We start from the raw sequence: 224 nt of genomic DNA, 5'->3' as shown, positions 1-224 counted from the left end.
GCCTTCCTCACGACTGAAAGTGCTTTACAACCCGAAGGCCTTCTTCACACACGCGGCATGGCTGCATCAGGGTTTCCCCCATTGTGCAATATTCCCCACTGCTGCCTCCCGTAGGAGTCTGGACCGTGTCTCAGTTCCAGTGTGGCTGATCATCCTCTCAGACCAGCTAGAGATCGTCGCCTTGGTGAGCTCTTACCTCACCAACTAGCTAATCTCACCTGGGC

General features: G+C 55.4%; 1 rRNA gene. It reads right to left on the bottom strand.

From position 1 onward, the window contains the following. Positions 1 to 224: ribosomal RNA gene (locus tag R2X38_RS26730) — 16S ribosomal RNA — on the bottom strand; the annotation flags it as partial.

The organism is Photobacterium rosenbergii, from assembly GCF_033022775.1.
Taxonomy (GTDB): domain Bacteria; phylum Pseudomonadota; class Gammaproteobacteria; order Enterobacterales; family Vibrionaceae; genus Photobacterium; species Photobacterium rosenbergii_A.
The sequence above is the reverse complement of the archived record's forward strand: the minus strand, read 5'-3'. Positions and strand labels throughout refer to the sequence as shown.